Genomic DNA, 19,659 nt, shown 5'->3' with positions numbered 1-19,659 from the left:
GCGTCCGAGTACGCAGACGAACGGCGGGCACGATGCAGGGGGAGACGACGGTCGACGGCACGAGGCTGACGACGTGGATGCGGTCGGTGGGCCGCTGGAGATCGTGGGAAGCGGGCGCGATCATCTTCCGAGAAGGTGAGCCCGCCACCACTGTGTTGTTGATCGAATCCGGCCGAGCGAAAGCCGTCCTCTCGTCCGCCAGCGGCAAGCAGGTGATGCTTGCCGTTCGGGGTTCGGGTGATCTGCTGGGCGAGTTCGCCGCATTGGACGGTCAGCCCCGCTCGGCCACCGTTCAGGCGCTCAGCGCGGTCCGGGGGTGGTTGGTGACCTCCGGCGCTCTCGTCGACCACCTGTCCGGGGAATCGAGCGCGGCACTGGAACTGCTACGCCTGCTGGTCGGCCGGCTTCGTGAGGCCGACATGCAGCGCCTCGATTTCGGAGCACTCGACACGACCGGGCGGGTAGCGAACTTCCTGATCGCTCTCACCCCGCGCCACGTCGAGAACGGATGGCTTTACCTGACACAGACGGAGCTCGGCGAGTCCGTCGGTGCGTCGCGCGAGGCCACTGTCAAGGCGCTCCGCAGGCTGCGGGACGCGGGCCTGATCGAGACTGCCCGGGGCCGGGTCCGCGTCCTCAAGACCGCCGAGCTGGCTCAGGTGGCCGATGGGCAGATGTCGGTGGCGGGAGCGCGTGCGCGTCACGGTCCCGACCGAGCCTGATCCTGCAGCCTCCCTCGTTGCCGCCCGATCAGCCCTGCAGCTGCTCGGTCACCCAGGTGTGGAACGCCCCGATGTGGTGCTCGCTGGGCACCAGCACCCCGCCGTCGGCGTAGGCACGGGAGGAGGCCGCGAGCTGGCAGCGCTCGCAGGCGTCGAAGTCCTGCTGGTTGACCCGGTGGAACAGCTCCACCGAGCGGTCCAGGTCCCGGCCGCTGCGCACGACCTCGGGGAGGAACAGCCAGTCGCACTCGACGACCGTCCGGTCCGGTCCGCTGGGGTACATGCGGTGGAAGATCACGTGGTCGGGAACGAGGTTGATGAACACCTGCGGGTTCACCGTGATCGCGTAGTACTTCCGGTCGTGGCCCTCCCCCACGCCCGGGATCGCGGTGAGCCCGGCGCTGCCGTCGACCGTGAACCCCGCCGCTTCCTCGGCGAACGCCGCTCCGTGCCCGACGAAGTACTGGGCGGCGTAGCCGTCGGCGAACTCCGGCAGCACCTCCGTGAGCTCGGGGTGGATGGTCGCGCAGTGGTAGCACTCCATGAAGTTCTCGATGATCAGCTTCCAGTTCGCGTGCACCTCGTAGCGGATCCGGCGTCCGACCTCGAGCCCCGCGATGTCCCAGCCGTCGACGGCCTCGGCCGTCCCGAGCCGGTCGGCGACCGCACCGATCACGGTGTCCTCGAACGAGGGTGGCTCGTCGGCCACGCAGACCCAGGCGTAGCCGAGCCACTCCCGCAGGTGCACGGGCACGAGGCCGAACGCGGACCGGTCGACGTCGGGCATGCTCGTCAGGTTCGGCGCCGCGACGAGCTTGCCGTCCAGGCCGTAGGTCCAGGCGTGGTAGCCGCACTGCAGGTTCCGCTTCGCCACGCCGGACTGCTGCATGCAGACCCGGGCGCCGCGGTGGCGGCACACGTTGAGGAACGCCCGTAGCCGCCCGTCGCGGCCGCGGACCAGCACCACGTTCTCGCGTCCGACGTCGACCGTGCGGAACGCGCCCGTGCCGTCGATCTCCGCGCTGCGGGCGGCGGCGAACCAGTGGGATTCGAAGATGCGCTCCTGCTCCTCGGCGAAGATCACCGCGTCGGTGTAGGAGTGGCCGGGGAGGGTGGGGACCAGGCTCGACGACAGGGGGGTCGGGGCAGACACGCGGCACCTCTCGTACGGGAACTCGTTCAGGTGGGTCAGGCGGCGGTGGTGGCGTGCCGCGGCATCAGCTGCCGGCGCCACTTCCCGAAGAGCTTCGGCTGGTTCATCGCGAAGACGGCGACGAGCTCGCCGTCCCGGCGGTAGCCGGCCACGAACCGGCGGTCGACGAGGTCGCCCTCGAGGATCTCCACCGCGTCGTCGGGCGTGCGGTGCCCGGCGAACTGCAGCCGTGCGCCGTACTGGTCGGACCAGAAGTAGGGGGCCGCCCGTCGGGCGGTCGTGGTGTGGCCGAGCAGGCTCGCCACGGCGGTCGCGGGCTGCTGCACCGCGTGGGTCCAGTGCTCGTGGCGCACCGTCGCGCCGGCGTAGGCGCAGTAGGAGAAGGCGCAGTCCCCCGTCGCCACGACCTGGGCGACGTTCGTGGCACCCGCGGCGTCGGTTCGCACCCCGCGGTGGTCGTGCTCGACCCCCGAGCCGGCCAGCCACTCGACGTTCGGGATCGCCCCGATGCCGACGACGACCACGTCCGCGGGCTCGGTGCGCCCGCCGGCCAGGTGCACCTCGCGGACCCGGCCGTTCCCGCCGAGCCCGGTGACGACCTCGCCCGCGAGCAGCCGCACGCCGTGGTCCGCGTGCAAGCCGGCGCAGGCCTGCGCCAGGTCCTCGCCGAGTACCCGGTGCAGCGGCACGACGTCCGACTCGACCACGGTGACCTCGACGCCCAGCGCTCGAGCGGTGGACGCCACCTCGGCCCCGATGAAGCCGCCGCCGATCACCACGAGCCGCCGGCCGACGCCGAGCTCGGCCCGCAGCGCGACCGCGTCCTCCACGGTGCGCAGGGTGTGCACACCGGCCAGGCGCGCCCCGGGCAGTGCCCTGGCCCGCGCACCCGTGGCCACCACGACCCCGTCGGCGGGCACCTGCCGCCCCGACGCCAGCACGACCGCGCGGCCCCCGCGGTCCAGCCCCGACGCCGGATCACCGAGACGCCAGTCCAGGTCGAGGTCCGCGTCGTCGGCCGTGGTCAGCGCGAGGTCCTCGAGGTCGAGGGTGCCTGCCAGGAACTCCTTCGACAGCGGAGGGCGGTCGTACGGGAGCCGCTCCTCCTCCCCCACCACCACGACCTGCCCGTCGTAGCCCTGCTCGCGCAGTGCGCGCGCGGCGCTGAGCCCGGCGAGCGAGCCGCCGACCACCACGACGCTGCGCACCGGAGCCGTCATCAGACGCCGACCCCGACGGGCGCGGGGGCGCGCACGTGGACCATCCCGTCGACCACGAGCACCTCGTAGGTACGCACCGGCGCCTTCGCAGGGGGGCCGGACGGCATTCCCGTCCGCAGGTCGAAGCACGCGGCGTGCAGCGGGCACTCCACCGCGCAGCCCTCGACCCAGCCATCGGCCAGCGAGGCGTCCTGGTGGGTGCACGTGTCATCGATCGCGAACAGCTCGCCGTCGACGTTGAACACGGCGATCGGCACCTCGCCCTCGACGCGCACGGCTTCGCCGAGCGGGATGTCATCGATGGAACCGACGAGGATCATGGCCCCTCCTGTTTCAGATGGCGCAACGGGACTCGCTATCAGCAACAGAATGCGGTTCATCTGGTGGCGCCGTCAAGGCCTCGGCGGTGCGAAATCCGTGCCGCCCCGTAGAGTTCGGCCGTGACCGATTCGCCGCGATACACGAGGGAGGTCGCGCCGTCCAAGGTCCAATCGGTGGACCGCGCCATCGCGATCCTGTACCTGTTGGCCGAACGGGGGCGCGACGGCGTGGGCGTCACGGACGTCGCCAACGAGCTCGGCGTGCACAAGTCCACGGCGTTCCGCCTCATCGAGGCCCTGGAGATCGGCGACCTGGTGGAGCAGGTCGAGGAGCGCGGTAAGTACCACCTCGGGCGGGGCATCGTCCGGCTCGCGGGTGCCACCACCGCGCAGCTCGAACTGCCGATCGAGAGCCGGCCGGTCTGCCAGCGCCTCGCCGCGGAGCTGGGCGAGACGGTGAACCTGGCCATCGCCGATGCAGGCGAGGCCACGAACATCCTTCAGGAGTACGGCAGCTCGGCGATCACCGGGCGCAACTGGATCGGCAGGCCCACGCCGATGTACGCCACGGCGAGCGGGAAAGTGCTACTGGCCTGGGGGGATGCCGACCTGGTACACAAGGCCCTCGGCGACCAACCCACCGCGTACACCGAGAACACGATCACCGACCTCGCCGTGCTGGAGGCCGAGCTGGACAAGGTCCGCGAGCACGGATGGGCCTGCACCATCGAGGAGTTCGAGCTCGGCCTGAACGCCATCGCCGTCCCGATCCGCAACGCCCCCGGTGACGTGGTGGCGGCCGTGGGCGTCTCCGCGCCCTCCTACCGCCTGCCGGTCGAATCGTTCTCCGACGTGGCGACGCAGCTGCTCGTCGGCGCCTCGGAGATCAGCAGCCGGATCGGCTACTACGGCGCCCAGGAGTAGCGGCTCGGAGCAGCAGCTCAGAGCACCGCGCGCACCGCACGCTCGAACCCGACCACGTGCTCGAGCGCCAGCCGCGCCGCCTGCTCCGCCTCACCCTCCACGATGGCCTCGAGCAGGCCGACGTGCTCCTCCACGTGGCCTGCGACCGCGGGGATGCGGTCCAGGAACAGGCACCAGATCCGGGTGGCGAGGTTGTCCTGCCGGACGAGGATGTCCTCCAGGTGCGGGTTGCCCGCGGCGCGGTAGACCTCCCGGTGCACCCGGACATCGCGACGCAGCAGCTCGCGCCGATCACCGACGCGCGACTGCAGACCCACCGTGTCGCGGGCGAGACCGGCGAGCTGCGCCCGGCAGGCGTCCGACGCGTGGCGGGCGGCCCGGGACGCCGCGAGCGGCTCCAGCTCCACGCGGATCTCGGAGATGTGGGCGAGGTCGGTGATGTCGACCGCGGTGGCGAAGGTGCCCCGCCGGGGGTAAGCGACGACGAGCCGGTCGCCCTCCAGTCGCTTCAGCGCCTCGCGCACCGGCGTGCGCCCCGTGCCGAGCTCCTGGGCGAGCGTGTCGTCGTTCAACGGCTCGCCCGGCCGGATGTCGAGCATGACCAGGCGGTCCCGGATCCCCACGTACGCCCGGTCCGCGAGCGACGGGGGTGGGCCCTGCATCGACGGCTCCGGCGTGGACGCGGACAGGGCAGGCGCGGCGCTCATCGTCCTCCCTCGAGGTTTTCCACAGGCATCGCCGGGACGCCTTGACGCCGTCCCTCGGGCAGCCTTACCGTACACCGCCGGTTGATATATCAGTAGTCGCCGCTTGGTACTGCAGATCGGACCCCAGATGCTCGACACCCACGGCGCCCGTCCCACCGAGAGCCTGAACGCCGGCCTCGCCGACACCGATCCCGAGATCCACGCGGCGGTCCGCGCCGAGCTGGCCCGGCAGGAGTCCACGCTCGAGATGATCGCCAGCGAGAACGTCGCCCCGCTGGCGGTGCTGCAGGCGCAGGGCTCGGTGCTCACCAACAAGTACGCCGAGGGCTACCCCGGTCGGCGCTACTACGGCGGGTGCGAGCACGTCGACGTGGTCGAACGGCTCGCCATCGATCGGCTGAAGAGCCTGTTCGGCGCCACCTTCGCGAACGTCCAGCCGCACTCGGGCGCGCAGGCCAACGCCGCGGCGATGGCCGCGCTCCTGCAGCCGGGCGACACGATCCTCGGGCTCGACCTCGCCCACGGCGGGCACCTCACCCACGGGATGCGGCTCAACTTCTCCGGGCTGCTCTACGACGTCGCCGCCTACCACGTGCGCGAGGACGACCACCGCGTCGACATGGCCGAGGTGGCGCGGCTCGCGCGGGAGCGCCGCCCGAAGGTGATCGTCGCCGGCTGGTCGGCCTACCCCCGCCACCTCGACTTCGCGCAGTTCCGCCGGATCGCCGACGAGGTGGGCGCCTCCCTGATGGTCGACATGGCCCACTTCGCCGGGCTCGTCGCTGCCGGGCTGCACCCCTCGCCGGTGCCGCACGCCCACGTCGTCACGAGCACCACGCACAAGACCCTCGGCGGTCCCCGCGGCGGCGTGATCCTCTCCGCCGAGGACGACCCGGCGCTGCGCAAGAAGCTCAACTCCGCGGTGTTCCCCGGGCAGCAGGGCGGCCCGCTCGAGCACGTCATCGCCGCGAAGGCGGTGACGTTCAGGCTTGCTGCGGGCGCGGAGTTCCACGACCGCCAGGAACGCACGCTGCTCGGCGCCCGGCTGCTCGCCGACCGGCTGCTCGCCCCCGATTCGCGTGCGGCGGGGATCGACGTCGTGAGCGGCGGCACCGACGTCCACCTGGTACTCGTCGATCTGCGCGCGTCCGAGCTCGACGGCAAGCAGGCCGAGGACCGCCTGCACGCGGCCGGCATCACCGTGAACCGCAACGCCGTGCCGTTCGACCCCCGGCCGCCGATGATCAGTTCGGGCGTCCGGATCGGCACACCCGCCCTCGCGACCCGGGGATTCGGCGCCGACGAGTTCGCCGAGGTCGCCGACATCGTCGCCGCTGCGCTGCGCCCGGCCACCGACGACACCGGCATCGCCGCGCTGCGCGAGCGGGTCACCGCGCTGGCCGCGCGCTTCCCCCTCTACCCCGCGCTCGAGGAGGCCGCCCGATGAACCCGGTGCCCGAGCACCCCGATTTCCTGTGGCGCAACGCCGAGCCGAAGCGCTCCTACGACGTGGTGATCGTCGGCGCCGGCGGGCACGGCCTGGCCACCGCGCACTACCTCGCCCGCAACCACGGCATCACCAACGTGGCGGTGCTGGAGAAGGGCTGGCTGGCCGGCGGCAACATGGCCCGCAACACCACGATCATCCGCTCCAACTACCTGTGGGACGAGAGCGCGGGCATCTACGAGCACTCGCTCAAGCTCTGGGAGGGCCTCGAGGAGGATCTCGGCTACCCGATCCTGTTCAGCCAGCGCGGCGTGCTGAACCTCGCCCACAGCCTGCAGGACGTGCGCGACAGCGTGCGGCGCGTCGAGGCCAACGCGCTCAACGGGGTCGACGCCGAGTGGCTCACCCCGGACGAGGTCGGCAAGGTCTGCCCCATCGTCAACACCTCCCAGGAGATCCGCTACCCGGTGCTGGGGGCCACCTACCAGCCGCGGGCCGGCATCGCCAAGCACGACTACGTGGCCTGGGGCTTCGCGCGCCGGGCCGACGAGGCCGGGATCGACCTGATCCAGGACTGCGAGGTCACCGGCTTCACCACCGACGGCGACCGGGTCACCGGGGTGCGGACGACGCGCGGCGACATCGCCGCCGGCCGGGTCGCGCTCTGCGCGGCGGGCCACACGTCGGTCCTCACCGACATGCTCGGCTTCCGGGTACCGCTGCAGAGCCACCCGCTGCAGGCGCTGGTCTCCGAACTGCTCGAACCGGTGCACCCCACGGTCGTCATGTCCAACGCCGTGCACGTCTACGTGTCCCAGGCGCACAAGGGCGAGCTCGTCATGGGCGCCGGCATCGACTCCTACAACGGCTACGGGCAGCGCGGCGCGTTCCACATCATCGAGCGCCAGATGGCGGCCGCGGTGGAGCTGTTCCCCGTGTTCGCCCGGGCGCACCTGCTGCGCACCTGGGGCGGGATCGTCGACGTCACACCCGACGCGTCCCCGATCGTCGGGCGCACCCCGTACACGAACCTCTACCTCAACTGCGGCTGGGGCACCGGCGGGTTCAAGGCCACGCCCGGCGTGGGCTGGTGCATGGCCCACACGATCGCCCACGACGAGCCACACCCGTTCACCGCCCCGTTCACGCTGGAGCGCTTCGTCACCGGCGCGCTGGTCGACGAGCACGGCGCCGCCGCCGTGGCCCACTAGTCGGGACCGTCAGGAGTCACCGTGCAACTCATCGAATGCCCCTGGTGCGGGCCGCGCGAGGAAGTCGAGTTCCACTACGGCGGGCAGGCGCACGTCGCCTACCCCGAGGACCCGCAAGCGCTCTCCGACGAGGAGTGGGCGCACTACGTCTTCTTCCGCGACAACCCGAAGGGCGTGTTCGCCGAGCGGTGGAGCCACACCGCCGGCTGCCGGCGCTGGTTCAACGCCGTGCGCGACACCGTCTCCTACCGCTTCCACGGCGTCCACCGCCCCGGCGAGTCCCGGCCGGTGACGTCATGAGCGCCTTCCGCGTCCCCGCCCACGGCCGGATCGACCGCGGCACCACCTGCACCTTCACCTTCAACGGGGAACGGCTCACCGGTCACCCCGGCGACACGCTGGCCTCGGCGCTGCTCGCGCACGGCCGCCACCACCTCACCACGAGCATCGCGCGTGGCCGTCCGCGCGGCATCGCGGCGGCGTGGGCGGAGGATCCGAGCGGGCTGGTGCAGGTCGAGGAGCCCTTCCCCGAGCCCATGCTGCTCGCCACCACGATCGAGCTCACCGACGGGCTGTCGGCCCGCGGCATCGCGGGGCGGGGGCGGCTCGCCGAGGTGCCCGACACCGCCCGCTACGACGCGAAGCACGCCCATGCCGACGTGCTCGTCGTCGGAGCCGGGCCGGCCGGGCTGGTCGCGGCGCTCACCGCGGCCCGCGCCGGCGCCCGCGTGGTGCTCCTCGACGAGCAGTGCGAGGCGGGCGGGAGCCTGCTCGGCGCAGGCGACACCCTCGACGGCGCGCCTGCGGGCGAGTGGGTGGCCGGCGCCGTCGCCGAGCTGGCGGAGCTGCCCGACGTCCTGCACCTGCAGCGCACCACGGCGTTCGGGCACTACGACGACCGGTTCGTGCTCGCGCTGCAGCGGCGCACCGACCACCTCGGCCCCACAGCTCCGCGCAACCTCTCGCGGCAGCGGATCTGGCGGATCCGCGCCCGGCACGTGGTGATCGCCACCGGCGCCCACGAGCGGCCGGTGGTCTTCTCCGACAACGACCGTCCGGGGATCATGCTGGCCGGTGCCGCACGCACCTTCCTGCACCGTTACGGAGTGCTGGCCGGGCGCGACGCGGTCGTGTTCACCACCGACGACGCCGCTTACGCCGCGGCGGTCGAGCTCGCCGACGCCGGGGTGCGCGTGCACGCGGTCGTCGACGCCCGTCGCGACGTCCCGGTGCAGTGGCGCGCGGAGTGCGAGCGCCGCGGCATCCCGGTGCGCGCCGGCCAGGTCGTCACCGGTACCCGCGGCGGCAACCGGATCACCCACGCGCTCGTCGGCGGCGAGCCGGTGGCGTGCGACCTGCTGCTGGTCAGCGGCGGCTGGAACCCGGCAGTGCACCTGTTCAGCCAGGCCCGCGGGAAGCTGCGCTACGACGCCGGCCTGGGCGCGTTCGTACCGGGAGAGGCCCTTCCGGACACCACGGTCGCCGGTTCCGCGAACGGCCGGTTCGACCTCGACGCCTGCCTGAACGACGGCGACCGGACGGCCCGGGCCGCGCTCGCCGGCCTGGGGATCGACGCGGGGGCGAGCACCCGGGTCCCCACGGCGGAGCGAGGTTACGAAAGCACGCCGCCACTGGTGCTGTGGCGGGTGCCCGAGGGCGACACCACCACGCAGTTCGTCGACGTGGCGCGCGACGCCACGGTGGCCGACATCGCCCGTGCCGTCGGCGCCGGTATGCGGTCGGTGGAGCACGTGAAGCGCTACACGACGATCGGCACCGCGCACGACCAGGGCAAGACCTCCGGCGTGATCACGTCCGGGATCGTCGCGGAGCTGCTGGGCCGCCCGGTCCAGGAACTGGGCACCACCACCTTCCGCCCGCCCTACACACCGGTGGCCTTCGCGGCGCTGGCCGGGCGGCAGCGCGGCGCGTTGTTCGACCCCGAGCGCACCTCCGCCCTCCACCACTGGCACGTGGCCCACGGCGCGGTCTTCGAGGACGTCGGTCAGTGGAAGCGGCCCCGCTACTACCCACGCCCCGGCGAGGACATGGAGACCGCCGTCCTGCGGGAGTGCGCCGCGGCCCGCAGCGGCGTCGGCATCCTCGACGGCTCCACGCTCGGCAAGATCGACGTCCAGGGACCGGACGCGGCGGTGCTGCTCGACCGCCTCTACACGAACATGATCAGCAGCCTGAAGGTCGGGATGATCCGCTACGGCGTCATGTGCGGAGCCGACGGCATGGTCCTCGACGACGGCACGGTGCTGCGCGCGGCGCAGGACCGGTTCCTCGTCTACACCACCACCGGCGGCGCCGCGAAGGTCCTGGACTGGATGGAGGAGTGGGTCCAGACCGAGTGGCCGGACCTGCGGGTGCACCTCACCTCGGTCACCGAGCAGTGGTCCACCTTCCCCGTGGTCGGGCCCCGCTCGCGGGACGTGGTCGGCGCGGTCTTCCCCGACGTCGACGTGTCCGCCGACGCGTTCGGGTTCATGGCCTGGCGCGACACCCACCTCGACGGTGTACCGGTCCGGATCGCGCGGGTGAGCTTCTCCGGCGAGCTGGCCTACGAGGTCAACGTCAGCTCCTGGCACGCCCAGGCCGTGTGGGAGCGGCTCCTCGCCGCCGGCGAGCCCTACGGGATCACGCCCTACGGCACCGAGACGATGCACGTGCTGCGCGCCGAGAAGGGCTACCCGATCATCGGGCAGGACACCGACGGCACCGTCACCCCGCAGGACCTCGGGATGTCATGGGCGGTGTCGAAGAAGAAGCCCGACTTCGTGGGCAAGCGCTCGCATCTGCGCCCGGAGAACCAGAACCCCCTGCGCAAGCAGCTGGTCGGGCTGCTCCCGGTGGACCGGCGCACGGTGTTGCCCGAGGGCGCGCAGATCGTCGAGTGCGACACCCTGCCCGAGCCGCCCGTCCCCATGCTCGGCCACGTCACGTCCAGCTACCGGAGTGCGGAGCTGGGTCGCCCGTTCGCCCTCGCGCTGGTCAAGGCCGGCCGCAGCCGCATCGGCGACACCTTGCACGTTCCGCTCGCCGGCGCCCTGGTGCCCGTGGAGGTCACCGGATCCGTCCTCGTCGACCCGGAAGGAGCGCGCCGTGACGGCTGATACCTCGGGGGCGACCCTGCCTCGGACCAGTCCCCTGCAGGGCTGGTCGGAGCGGTTCGCGGCCCTGCCCGACAGCGTCCAGGTCGTCCCGGAGCCGTTCGTCGCGATGGCCGATCTGCGCCTCGCAGCGGAGGGGCCGGCCGCTGGGGCCGTCGCCGCGCACCTGGGCGTCGCGCTGCCCAGCACACCGGGCACGTGGGTGCAGGGCGACACCACCACCGTGATCTGGCTGGGGCCCGACGAGTGGCTCGTCACCAGCCCGTTCACCACGCCCGAGCAGCTGGACGCCGGCCTGCGCGCGGCGGTCGGGCACCACGGCGCCGTGATCGACGTGTCCGCACAGCGCACCACGCTCTCGCTCCGCGGCGAGCACGTCCGCGATGTGCTCGCCACGGGCTGCTCCCTGGATCTGCACCCCCGCGTGTTCCCCGCGGGCTCCGCGGCCCAGACCACCCTCGGCCAGGCCGGTGTCGTCCTGCTCGCCCTCGACGACAGCGGGTTCCACTACCAGCTCCTGGTCCGCTCGTCGTTCGCCTGCTACCTGGCCACCTGGCTGCTCGATGCAGCGGTGGAGTACGGCCCCGAATCCGCATGCAGCACCGACCCCGGGAGGGGAGCCTGATGCCCAGTTCGCCGCAGGTCGTGATCATCGGAGCCGGGATCGTCGGCGCCAACCTCGCCGACGAGCTCACCGCCCGGGGGTGGGACCGCGTCACCGTCGTCGACCAGGGCCCGCTGCCGCTCACCGGCGGCTCCAGCTCGCACGCGCCCGGTCTGGTGTTCCAGACGAACGCGTCGAGGACGATGACGCTCCTCGCCCGCTATTCGGTCGAGAAGTTCTCCGCCCTCGACCTCGACGGTCAGTGGTGCTTCAACCAGGTGGGCGGCCTGGAGGTCGCCACCACGCCGGAGCGGCTGGCCGATCTGCAGCGTCGCCACGGCTGGGCCACATCGTGGGGCATCGAGAGCCGCGTCGTCGACGCCGACGAGTGCGCGCGCCTGCACCCCCTGCTCGACCGCGACCGCGTGCTCGGCGGGTTCCACATCCCCTCCGACGGCCTGGCGAAGGCCCCGCGGGTGGTCGCCGCCCTGGTGCGCCGCGCCCAGGCCCGCGGCGCGGTGTTCCAGGGCTCCACCCGGGTCACCGGCATCGCGCAGGCAGGCGGTCGCGTCACCGGGGTGCGCACCGGCGACGGTGTCCTGCCGGCCGACATCGTCGTGTGCTGCGCCGGGTTCTGGGGGCAGGCCGTGGGCGCCATGGTGGGCATGCCCGTGCCGCTGCTCCCGCTGGCCCACCAGTACGTGAAGACCGGGCAGCTCACCGAGCTCGCCGGTCGGAACGACGAGCGCGCGGAGGCCGGCCTGCCGATCCTGCGCCACCAGGACCAGGACCTGTACTTCCGCGAGCACGTCGACCGGCTCGGGATCGGCAGCTACGCCCACCGGCCGATGCCGGTGCGGCTGTCCGAGCTCGATGAGGAAGGGGAGGTCACCGCGTCGGCGATGCCCTCGATGCTGCCCTTCACCGAGGAGGACTTCGCGCCGTCCTGGGAGCAGAGCGTCGCGCTGCTGCCCGCCCTCGCATCGGCGAAGATCGAGGAGGGCTTCAACGGGATCTTCTCGTTCACCCCGGACGGCGGCCCGCTGATCGGCGAGTCGCCGGACGTGGCCGGATTCTGGATCGCCGAGGCCGTCTGGGTCACCCACTCCGCCGGCGTGGCCCGGGCGGTGGCGCAGCTGCTGGTGGACGGGCGCAGCGAGCTCGAGCTGCACGGGTGCGACGTGCACCGCTTCGAGGAGGTCCAGCTCGGCGAGGACTACGTCAGCGAGACCTCGCAGCAGAACTTCGTGGAGATCTACGACGTGCTGCACCCCCTCGAACCGCGCCGATCTCCGCGCGACGTGCGGGTGAGCCCGTTCCACGCCCGCCAGCGCGAGCTGGGTGCGGTGTTCCTGGAGGCCGCGGGCTGGGAGCGCCCGCACTGGTACGAGGCCAACGCGCCGCTGGTGGCGCAGCTTCCCGAGGCGTGGCGGCCTCCCGAGCGCGAGCCGTGGGCAGCCGAGTTCCACTCCCCCGTCGCCGCCGCCGAGGCATGGCGCACCCGCGAGGGCGTGGCGCTCTACGACATGACCCCGCTCAAGCGCCTCGAGGTCAGCGGCCCCGGCGCGCTGGCGCTGCTCGACCGGCTCACCACCGGGAAGATGGACAAGTCGGTCGGCTCGGTCACCTACACCCTGGCGCTCGACGAGGCGGGAGGCGTGCGCAGCGACCTCACCGTGGCCCGCCTCGGTGCCGACCGGTTCCAGGTGGGCGCCAACGGCAACCTCGACCTGGACCACTTCCGCCGCCACGCTGCGTCCTCCAACGGCGGGTCGGACGTGCAGGTCCGGGACATCACCGGTGGCACCTGCTGCATCGGGGTGTGGGGCCCCCTGGCCCGCGACCTGGTGCAGCCGCTGTCGCGGGAGGACTTCTCGCACGAGGCCCTGAAGTACTTCCGGGCGATGCCGGCGCGCGTCGGCGGGGTACCGGTCACCGCGATGCGGCTGTCCTACGTCGGCGAGCTCGGCTGGGAGATCTACACCAGCGCGGAGTACGGGCTGCGGCTGTGGGACGTGCTGTGGGAGGCAGGCCAGGAGCTCGGCGTGATCGCGGCCGGGCGGGCGGCGTTCAACAGCCTCCGGCTGGAGAAGGGCTACCGCTCCTGGGGGCACGACATGACCACCGAGCACGACCCGTACGAGGCGGGGGTCGGGTTCGCGGTCCGGCCGGCCAAGGGCGAGTTCGTCGGCCGCGACGCCCTCGCCGGACGCAGCGCCGACACGGTCACCCGCCGGCTGTCCTGCCTCACCATCGACGACCGGCGCAGCGTGGTGCTGGGCCACGAGCCCGTCTTCCTGCACGGGCGCCCCGCGGGCTACGTCACCAGCGCGGCCTTCGGACACACCATCGGTGCACCCATCGCCTACGCCTGGCTGCCGGCCGAGGCGGTCCCGGGAACCGCGGTCGAGATCGAGTACTTCGGCCGCCGCATCCCCGCCACGGTGGCGGTGGAACCACTGGTGGACCCGGACATGACGAGGATCCGGCGCTGAGATGCGGCACCAGGCCCACCGCACACAGCGTGTCGACGCCGCACACATCTCATGACGATCAGCGTGTTCGATCTCTTCACGGTCGGGATCGGGCCTTCCAGCTCCCACACGGTCGGACCGATGCGGGCCGCGCACTCCTTCGTGACCCTGCTGGACCGCGAGGGCCTGCTCCCCCGCACGGGCGGGGTGCGCGCGGAGCTGTTCGGCTCGCTCGGGGCCACCGGCCACGGCCACGGCAGTGTGAAGGCGGTGGTGCTGGGGTTGGAGGGCGAGCAACCCGACGTCGTCGACCCGGCGGCCGCGGAGCCACGCGTGGCCACCGTCCGCACGCGCGGCGAGCTCCTGCTCGGCGGCAAGCACGCGATCGCCTTCTCGGTCGACGACCACATCGTGCTGCACCGCCGCAAGCGGCTGCCGTTCCACACCAACGGCATGCGTTTCCGGGCGCTCGACGCCGGCGGCGCCGAGCTGCTCGCCCGCGAGTACTTCTCGGTGGGCGGCGGGTTCGTCCTCGACGAGGACGACACGGGACGTCCCGTGCTCGTCGCGGACCCGACCCCGGTTCCCCACCCGTTCCGCACGGGCGGGGAGCTGCTGCAGCACACCCGCGAGACCGGCATGAGCATCAGCGAGGTCATGCTCGCCAACGAGCTCGTGCGCCGTCCTGAGGAAGAGGTGCGGGCCGGGCTGCTGCACATCTGGTCGGTGATGCAGGAGTGCGTGGAGCGCGGCACGCACACCACGGGTGTGCTCCCGGGCGGGCTGAAGGTCCGACGGCGCGCCGCCGCACTCCGGGAGCGGCTCGAGGCCGGGGGCGGGGAGGACGAGGACCGGGCCCTGCACGCGCTCGACTGGGTCACCCTCTGCGCGCTCGCCGTCAACGAGGAGAACGCGGCGGGCGGGCGCGTGGTCACCGCTCCGACCAACGGGGCCGCGGGCATCATCCCCGCCGTCCTGCACTACTACCGCCGCTTCGCCGGCTCCTACTCCGAGGACGGCGTGGTGCGATTCCTGCTCACGGCCGCGGCCGTCGGGCTGCTGTTCAAGGAGAACGCCTCGATCTCCGGGGCCGAGGTCGGGTGCCAGGGCGAGGTGGGTTCGGCGTGCTCGATGGCCGCGGCCGGGCTCGCCGAGGTGCTCGGCGCCACCCCGGAGCAGGTGGAGAACGCCGCGGAGATCGGAATCGAGCACAACCTCGGGCTCACCTGCGACCCGGTGGGCGGGCTCGTGCAGATCCCGTGCATCGAGCGCAACGCCGTGGGGGCGATCAAGGCGATCACCGCGGCCCGGATGGCCCTGCGCGGCGACGGCCACCACCACGTCACGCTCGACAAGGCGATCAAGACCATGCGCGAGACCGGGGCCGACATGAAGGACAAGTACAAGGAGACCGCCCGCGGCGGGCTCGCCCTGAACGTCGTCGAGTGCTGACCCGAGGAGACCCGCTGTGACCCGCACCTCCACCCTCACCCTGAGCTGCCCGCAGCGCCCCGGCATCGTGCACGCGGTCAGCGCGTTCCTCTTCGGTCACGGCTGCGACATCGTCGAGCACCAGCAGTTCGACGACCCGGTCCGCGGCACGCTGTTCCTGCGCACCGCGTTCGTCTCCGCCGGGGAGGTGCGGGCCGACGCGCTGTCCGCGGCCTTCGCGCAGGTGGCCGACGAGTTCGGGATGAGCTTCTCCCTCACTGACGACCAGCCCGTCCGCGCGCTGGTGATGGTGTCGCGGATGGGCCACTGCCTCAACGACCTGATCTTCCGGTGGCGTGCCGGCAGCCTCGGGGCCGACCTCGTCGCGGTGGTCTCCAACCACGAGGACCTGCGCCCGATGGCCGAGGCGGCCGGGCTGCCCTACGTCCACGTGCCGGTCACCCCGGACACCAAGCCGCAGGCCGAGCAGCGCCTGCTCGAGCTCGTGGACGAGCACCGCGCCGACCTCGTGGTGCTGGCCCGCTACATGCAGGTGCTCTCCGACGGTCTGTGCCGCAGGCTGCACGGGCGCGCGATCAACATCCACCACTCGTTCCTGCCCGGGTTCACCGGGGCGAAGCCCTACCACCAGGCCTACGACCGCGGCGTGAAGCTCGTCGGCGCCACAGCGCACTACGTCACACCGGAGCTCGACGAGGGCCCGATCATCGAGCAGGAGGTGATCCGGATCGACCACACCTTCGACCCCCGCAGCCTCTCCACGGTCGGGCGCGACGCGGAAGCCCTGGCCCTGTCCCGCGCCGTGCGTTGGCACTGCGAACGACGCGTCCTGCTCAATGACCGCAGCACCGTGGTCTTCCGCTGAGCACATAGTGTGGTGCGGTGCGGTACGCGGCGATCGGGGACAGCTTCACCGAGGGCGTGGGTGACGAGCTCCCCGGCGGGGCGGTGCGGGGATGGGCGGACCGGGTCGCCGCCGGCCTGGCCGCCGCGCGGGGCGGCGAGGTGCACTACGCGAACCTGGCGGTGCGGGGGCGCCTGCTGGAGCCGATCGTCACCGAGCAGCTCGACGCGGCGCTGTCCCTCACCCCGGCCCCGGACCTGATCACCCTCAACGGCGGCGGCAACGACATGCTCCGCCCGGGCATCGACGTGGCCCACCTCCTCGGTCTCACCGAACGGGCGGTCCTGCGCTGTCGGGCGGCGGGAGTGCGGCTCGTGCTGCTCAGCGGCGCCGACCCCTCCGACCGGCTCCCCTTCGGGCGCACGGTCCGCCGGCGCGGCGAGGAGCTCACGACCGGTGTCGCCGGGCTGGCGGCGCGGCACGGCGTGGAGCTGGTGGACGTCTTCCACGACACGGAGATCCGGCGCGCGCACCACTGGTCGCCCGACCGGCTGCACCTGAACGCGGCCGGCCACCAGCGCGTCGCCGCGCTCGTCCTCGCCGCACTGGGCGAGGGGCCCGCGGCCCAGGGCGCGAGCGCCGATTCGCCGGTGGCTCGCCGACTGCTGGCCGAGGCGCGGTACTACCGCGAGCACGTCCTGCCATGGCTGATCCGACGGGTGCGGGGCCGCTCCTCCGGGGACACCCGCACCGCCAAGCACCTCGACTGGATCGCCGTGCCGACGGTCGACCCGACGCCGGTGCAGGCCCGCGATCAGCCCTCGTCCCCCGGGAGGTAGGTCGATTCCCGGGCCCGGATCAGGTCGGCCACCGTCCGTGTCACGGGGGTGGCGACGCCGTACCGCTGCCCCAGCACCCCCACCTGCCCGACGATGGCGTCGACCTCACCCCGGCGCTGGAGCAGGAAGTCGAGCAACATCGACGGGCGGGCGTCGGGGATCTTGCCGCCCAGGGCGCGGACGTGCGCGATCGGGTCGCCGACGTCGAGCGTGATGCCCGCCGCGTCCGCCACGGCCAGCGCCTCGCGCGCACAGGCCTGCGCCACCGCCCAGGCGCTCGGGGAGGCCAGCACCTGACCGATCGTCAGCCCGGTGACGCAGGTGGTGCCGGAGAAGGCGACGTTCATGATGAACTTCTCCCACACCATCCGGTCGGTGTCCTCGAACAACCGCACCGCGAAGCCCGACGACGTCCAGATCTGCGCCGACGCCTCCAGCGCCTCCCGGGGCAGGCTCGCGAAGGCGCCGAAGCGGATCATCTCCATGCCGTTGTGGTGGGCCACGCCGGGCGCGGGCACCGACGCGCCGAAGCCGCCGACCACCCCGATGGCGAGGCGCTCCCCGCCGAGGACCGCGGCCACCCGTTCCGGCGAGCCGAGCCCGTTCTGGATGCTCTGGACCACCGTGGCGGGCCCGATCAGCGATCGTGCCGATTCCGCGGCCGCCACGACGTCGAACGCCTTCGTGGCGATGACGACCAGGTCGCACACGCCGATCCCGTCGGTCGTCAGGGACATCGACGTGAGCCCGACGGTGTGGTCCCCGCTCGCACCGTGCACGCGCAGGCCACCGGCGTTCACGGCCTCGACGTGGTCGGGCCACAGGCACACGCCGTGCACCTCGTGCCCGGCGCGTTGCATCAACCCCGCGTAGACCGACCCCATCGCGCCGCACCCGACGATGGCGACCTTCGACATGTGGTGCTCCTCCTTCTCCCGGCGGCCGCCGCCGCTCGCAGCCCGTTCCCCGCAGTCTGCGCCGTGCCACCCGGCCCCGTGCGGGTGGCGCCGATCGCGCGTCGCCAGGTTCGGAGGATGATGGGTGGACACCCACCGCGAACAGGAGCGATCTCGTGACGGTCGACGAGCTGGTCGTCGCGTTCGCGCTGGCCCGCCTGGACAACCCCGGGCTCGAGCTCGAGGAGATCGCGGAGGTCGTCGTCCGCCGGGTCGGGCCCGATCAGGTCGTCGAGTTCGCGGCCCGCAACCTCGCGGCGCGCGGGGAGCTGCGGGGCCGCGCGTTCGACTCGGCGGTCGAGTACGTGTTGCGTACCGTGCTGCAGCTGCGTGACGACACCGGCGGCTGACACCGGAGCGGTCACGCTCGCGTGTCGGGGCGGCCCTTCCACGAGCCGGTGCCGCGCAGCGACCGGATCGCGCCGTCGACCAGGACTCCGCCGAACAGCGCACCGGTGAGCGGGGCGAGCGGTGCCAGCCAGGGCGCGGAGCGCATGAGGTCGGCGTTCTGCTGGTGCGCCACGCTCTGCGCGACCCACCCGGCCGCTCCCACGGCGGTCAGCCAGCGGCGCCGTGACCGCGCACCGGCGACGACAGCGGCGGGCGCCGCCAGTGCCAACGCGATCTGGCCGAGCCCACCGCCGAGCAGCACCGGGATCGAGCCGCGGGTCGCCGCCATGAAGCTCTTGCGGAACGAGCCCCATCCCTGGCCGAACGGATCCATGCCGGTGGTCGTGACGTGATCCAGGCCGTCGACGGTGCGGGTGGTGCCGCCGCAGTCGCGCACGGCGGTGGCGAGGGCGATGTCCTCGTTGCGCCGGGAGGCCAGGGCCTCCCAGCCCCCCATCTTGGTGTACTGCTCGCGGCGCACGAGGATGCAGTGCCCGATCGCGAACGCCTTGCCGCCCGCGCCGTCGGGGTCCGCGTTCTCCCCGATCATCTGCATCGCCGGCGGCACCAGCAGCGGCCAGCTGAGCGAGTGGCCCCGGGGCGGCCCGCCGGGCGTCGAGACGAGATCGGCGTCGACCGCGAGCGCGGTGGCCAGCAGGCGTTCGAGCGCCTCGGGCCCCAGCACCGTGTCGGCATCGACGAACAGGAGCCACTCACCGGGCTGGGGTGCGCCGGCCGCCTCGATCCCGGCGTGCATCGCGTGCACCTTGCCCGTCCAGCCCGGCGGCGGACCGGCGGTCCGGACGACCGAGACGCAGGCGTCCTCCCGGGCGTGGCGATGGGCGATCTCGCCGGTCGCGTCGCTCGAGTCGTCGTCGACCACGACGAGACGCAGCCCGCCGTCCCGGCTGTAGGTCTGACTCCGGATGGCGTGCAGGCAGTCGTCGAGCACGGCGGCCTCGTTGCGGGCCGGGACGACGACGGTGACGGTCGCGGGGGCCGCGGAACGGGAGCGCGCGTCGCGCAGCGGCACGACGCGGCGGCGCCGATCGACCGCGCAGGCGCTGCGGTAGACCGAACCTGCGACCGCCGCGGTGAGCAACGCGCTGATCGCCCTCGTACCGACGCCGGCGCGGGTGGCCGGTCCGTTCCTGGTCATCACCGCAATCCTGCCTTACGGCCGATCCGCTCCCGCCCACCCCCGGCGATCCGCTCGCGGCGCACCTCCCGACGACCGGTCCGCCACACGATCCGGTTACCGTACGGTTTGTCCGAGTAGT

Annotated in this window: 18 protein-coding genes; 12 read left to right on the top strand and 6 right to left on the bottom strand. The window is 72.7% G+C overall.

Annotated elements, in window-relative coordinates:
• Positions 1–32 precede the first annotated feature (32 nt).
• Entirely contained in the window at positions 33–722 is a 690-nt protein-coding gene (locus tag CFP66_RS25465) for a Crp/Fnr family transcriptional regulator (protein WP_094927681.1), read from the top strand.
• 28 nt (positions 723–750) lie between these two features.
• Here CFP66_RS25465 and CFP66_RS25460 read toward each other — a convergent pair whose 3' ends face one another.
• Genes CFP66_RS25460 through CFP66_RS25450 form a run of 3 tightly spaced genes read right to left on the bottom strand, consistent with a single transcriptional unit; the run spans position 751 to position 3,415 of the window.
• The gene (locus tag CFP66_RS25460; RefSeq protein ID WP_094927770.1) at positions 751–1,875 is read right to left on the bottom strand and encodes an aromatic ring-hydroxylating dioxygenase subunit alpha; all 1,125 of its coding nucleotides are present in this window, start codon (positions 1,873–1,875) and stop codon (positions 751–753) included.
• Between the two features lie 35 nt (positions 1,876–1,910).
• Positions 1,911–3,083, bottom strand: coding sequence for an NAD(P)/FAD-dependent oxidoreductase (locus CFP66_RS25455; protein ID WP_094927769.1), 1,173 nt, complete (start codon positions 3,081–3,083; stop codon positions 1,911–1,913).
• A gap of 11 nt (positions 3,084–3,094) precedes the next feature.
• Positions 3,095–3,415 carry a bifunctional 3-phenylpropionate/cinnamic acid dioxygenase ferredoxin subunit gene (locus CFP66_RS25450; protein WP_094927680.1) on the bottom strand — a complete coding sequence of 107 codons (321 nt, stop codon included), beginning with the start codon at positions 3,413–3,415 and terminating at the stop codon, positions 3,095–3,097.
• Positions 3,416–3,535: 120 nt separating this feature from the next.
• Between CFP66_RS25450 and CFP66_RS25445 the strand changes: the two genes are divergently transcribed.
• A complete protein-coding gene (locus tag CFP66_RS25445; protein ID WP_233159709.1) occupies positions 3,536–4,339 on the top strand; it encodes an IclR family transcriptional regulator in 804 nt (267 codons plus the stop codon).
• 17 nt (positions 4,340–4,356) lie between these two features.
• On the opposite strand, the gene CFP66_RS25440 is transcribed toward CFP66_RS25445, so the two are convergent.
• Positions 4,357–5,046, bottom strand: a complete 690-nt coding sequence (locus CFP66_RS25440) for a GntR family transcriptional regulator (RefSeq protein WP_233159708.1) — start codon at positions 5,044–5,046, stop codon at positions 4,357–4,359.
• A gap of 127 nt (positions 5,047–5,173) precedes the next feature.
• Between CFP66_RS25440 and glyA the strand changes: the two genes are divergently transcribed.
• From glyA to CFP66_RS25395, 9 genes are read left to right on the top strand one after another with little or no spacing between them, the layout of a single operon-like run.
• On the top strand, positions 5,174–6,493 hold the full coding sequence (glyA, locus tag CFP66_RS25435; protein ID WP_094927767.1) for a serine hydroxymethyltransferase: 1,320 nt from the start codon (positions 5,174–5,176) through the stop codon (positions 6,491–6,493).
• The gene (locus tag CFP66_RS25430; protein ID WP_094927678.1) at positions 6,490–7,704 is read left to right on the top strand and encodes a sarcosine oxidase subunit beta family protein; all 1,215 of its coding nucleotides are present in this window, start codon (positions 6,490–6,492) and stop codon (positions 7,702–7,704) included. Before glyA ends, CFP66_RS25430 begins: the two co-directional genes overlap by 4 nt.
• 21 nt (positions 7,705–7,725) lie before the next feature.
• Complete coding sequence (locus CFP66_RS25425) at positions 7,726–8,004, top strand: sarcosine oxidase subunit delta (RefSeq protein ID WP_094927677.1); 279 nt, start codon at positions 7,726–7,728, stop codon at positions 8,002–8,004.
• Positions 8,001–10,823: a 2Fe-2S iron-sulfur cluster-binding protein gene (locus tag CFP66_RS25420; RefSeq protein WP_094927676.1), complete on the top strand. Its 2,823-nt coding sequence runs from the start codon at positions 8,001–8,003 to the stop codon at positions 10,821–10,823. The genes CFP66_RS25425 and CFP66_RS25420 overlap by 4 nt, the downstream gene beginning before the upstream one ends.
• The gene (locus CFP66_RS25415) at positions 10,813–11,445 is read left to right on the top strand and encodes a sarcosine oxidase subunit gamma (RefSeq protein ID WP_233159707.1); all 633 of its coding nucleotides are present in this window, start codon (positions 10,813–10,815) and stop codon (positions 11,443–11,445) included. Before CFP66_RS25420 ends, CFP66_RS25415 begins: the two co-directional genes overlap by 11 nt.
• On the top strand, positions 11,445–13,919 hold the full coding sequence (locus CFP66_RS25410) for an FAD-dependent oxidoreductase (RefSeq protein ID WP_094927765.1): 2,475 nt from the start codon (positions 11,445–11,447) through the stop codon (positions 13,917–13,919). The genes CFP66_RS25415 and CFP66_RS25410 overlap by 1 nt, the downstream gene beginning before the upstream one ends.
• Before the next feature lie 51 nt (positions 13,920–13,970).
• A complete protein-coding gene (locus CFP66_RS25405; protein WP_094927675.1) occupies positions 13,971–15,350 on the top strand; it encodes an L-serine ammonia-lyase in 1,380 nt (459 codons plus the stop codon).
• Between the two features lie 16 nt (positions 15,351–15,366).
• Positions 15,367–16,215 carry a formyltetrahydrofolate deformylase gene (purU, locus tag CFP66_RS25400; protein ID WP_094927674.1) on the top strand — a complete coding sequence of 283 codons (849 nt, stop codon included), beginning with the start codon at positions 15,367–15,369 and terminating at the stop codon, positions 16,213–16,215.
• A gap of 17 nt (positions 16,216–16,232) precedes the next feature.
• Positions 16,233–17,033: an SGNH/GDSL hydrolase family protein gene (locus CFP66_RS25395; protein WP_094927673.1), complete on the top strand. Its 801-nt coding sequence runs from the start codon at positions 16,233–16,235 to the stop codon at positions 17,031–17,033.
• Here the strand turns inward: CFP66_RS25395 and CFP66_RS25390 are convergent.
• Complete coding sequence (locus tag CFP66_RS25390) at positions 17,009–17,950, bottom strand: ketopantoate reductase family protein (protein WP_094927672.1); 942 nt, start codon at positions 17,948–17,950, stop codon at positions 17,009–17,011. The two genes, CFP66_RS25395 and CFP66_RS25390, sit on opposite strands and share 25 nt — an antisense overlap.
• 155 nt (positions 17,951–18,105) lie before the next feature.
• Here CFP66_RS25390 and CFP66_RS25385 point away from each other — a divergent pair, with 155 nt between their 5' ends.
• The gene (locus tag CFP66_RS25385; RefSeq protein ID WP_094927671.1) at positions 18,106–18,339 is read left to right on the top strand and encodes a hypothetical protein; all 234 of its coding nucleotides are present in this window, start codon (positions 18,106–18,108) and stop codon (positions 18,337–18,339) included.
• Between the two features lie 11 nt (positions 18,340–18,350).
• On the opposite strand, the gene CFP66_RS25380 is transcribed toward CFP66_RS25385, so the two are convergent.
• A complete protein-coding gene (locus CFP66_RS25380) occupies positions 18,351–19,538 on the bottom strand; it encodes a glycosyltransferase family 2 protein (protein ID WP_094927670.1) in 1,188 nt (395 codons plus the stop codon).
• Between the last annotated feature and the right edge of the window lie 121 nt (positions 19,539–19,659).

The sequence above is a fragment of the Pseudonocardia sp. MH-G8 genome (assembly GCF_002262885.1).
GTDB lineage: Bacteria > Actinomycetota > Actinomycetes > Mycobacteriales > Pseudonocardiaceae > Pseudonocardia.
Note: the sequence above shows the minus strand (reverse complement) of the source record. Positions and strands in the feature narration are given on the sequence as shown.